General features: G+C 35.1%; 2 protein-coding genes. Both read left to right on the forward strand.

Translation table 11 applies throughout. The features are described 5' to 3' along the window. The first annotated feature begins 15 nt into the window (after positions 1-15). Positions 16-1,341: a 4Fe-4S dicluster domain-containing protein gene (locus tag ACJDU8_RS25260; protein WP_406794951.1), complete on the forward strand. Its 1,326-nt coding sequence runs from the start codon at positions 16-18 to the stop codon at positions 1,339-1,341. A gap of 18 nt (positions 1,342-1,359) precedes the next feature. After that, the coding region (locus ACJDU8_RS25265) for a BMC domain-containing protein (protein WP_406794949.1) at positions 1,360-1,662 on the forward strand (303 nt) is incomplete at its 3' end.

The following is a 1,662-nucleotide window of genomic DNA, read 5'->3' on the forward strand; positions in this document are numbered from 1 at the left end:
AAGAGAGGTGTAATGATGGATTTACTAAAAAAGATTAAGGATGCAGGTATTATAGGAGCTGGAGGAGCAGGATTTCCGACTCATGTAAAGTTAAATACCAAAGTTGAATATTTCATAGTAAATGGTTTGGAATGTGAACCATTACTACAATCAGATAAATATCTGATGAGAAATTACAGTGACGAAGTAGTAGAGACTGTACAAAAAATAGGAGAAGCGCTTGGAGCAGCACATGCTGTAATTGGCTTAAAAGCAGCTTACCACACTGAAATAGAGGCACTTAAAAAGTCTATAAGTAAATTAAATTCTACAGTAGAATTATTTTTAAGTACAGCTTTTTATCCTGCAGGTGATGAGCAAGTATTAGTTTATGAAGTAACAGGAAGAACAATACCGCCAGGAGGAATACCTTCAAGTGTAGGAGCAGTTGTATCAAATGTAGGTACAGTAGTTAATATAGCTGATGCTCTTAATGATAAACCGGTTACATACAAATATGTAACTGTTATAGGAGAGGTAGGAAGTCCTGCCATCATAAAAGTTCCAATAGGAACAAAGGTTATGGAATGTATAGAAAAATGTGGAGGAACTACTGTAAGTGACTATATAGTAATAATGGGCGGACCTATGATGGGAAAGAAAATCTCAAAAGAGGAAGCAGAAAATACAGTTATTACAAAGACTAACGGAGGAATTATAGTAATTCCAAAGGATCATCATGTAGCACAAAAGGATTCAATCACAATAGAACGTATGATAAATAAGGCAAAATCATCTTGTATACAATGTCATTATTGTACAGATATGTGCCCAAGATTCTTAATTGGCCACCCTATGCATCCACATAAAATAATGAGGGGCATAGCTTTAAGTGAAGGAAATGAAGCACTTAAAGAAGCAATTATATGCTGTCAATGTGGAGTATGTGAAATGTATGCATGTCCTATGGGATTATCCCCTAGAAAAATGAATGGATATGTTAAAGCACAGATGATGGCAAAAGGTATAAAATGGAAGAATGAAACAGACGTATTTGAAGGCAAGGCAATGAGAGAAGAGAAGAGAATCCCTACAGGCAGATTAATCGCAAGATTAAAAATGACTAAATATAGAGGACAGGCATACAAAGAGGGAGAAGAATTAGTACCAGGACAAGTAAGTATTCCTTTAAAACAGGGATTAGGAGCACCATCTACTGCAATAGTTTCAGTAGGCGACATAGTAGAAGAAGGACAGATGATAGGTGCAATAGACGAAGGAAAAATGGGAGCAAATGTACATGCCAGTATTAAGGGCGAAGTTATTGAAGTAAACGAAAATGTAGTTATAAAAGCTATATAAAAAAGTTGAGGTGATATTATGATAAGAACTATAGGAATGGTAGAGTTAAATAGTATAGCAAAGGGAATTAAAACAGCAGATGCTATGGTAAAAGCAGCAGAAGTACAATTACTTTTATCAAAGACTATTTGTCCAGGAAAATACATTATATTAATTACAGGAAATGTAGGAGCTGTTACAGCTTCAATTGAAGCTGGAGTGAGCATAGGAGGACAAAACGTAGTAGATAAACTATTACTTCCAAATGTACACGAACAAGTAATTCCTGCAATAAATGAAGCAACAGGTGTTTCACAATTAAAAGATTTAGGAGTTATGGAG

This window comes from Candidatus Clostridium eludens (genome assembly GCF_045310515.1).
GTDB lineage: Bacteria > Bacillota > Clostridia > Clostridiales > Clostridiaceae > Clostridium_B > Clostridium_B eludens.

Coding starts and splice junctions, on each gene's coding strand:
- ACJDU8_RS25260 (WP_406794951.1), top strand. CDS start 16: ATGGATTTACTAAAAAAGATTAAGGATGCAGGTATTATAGGAGCTGGA.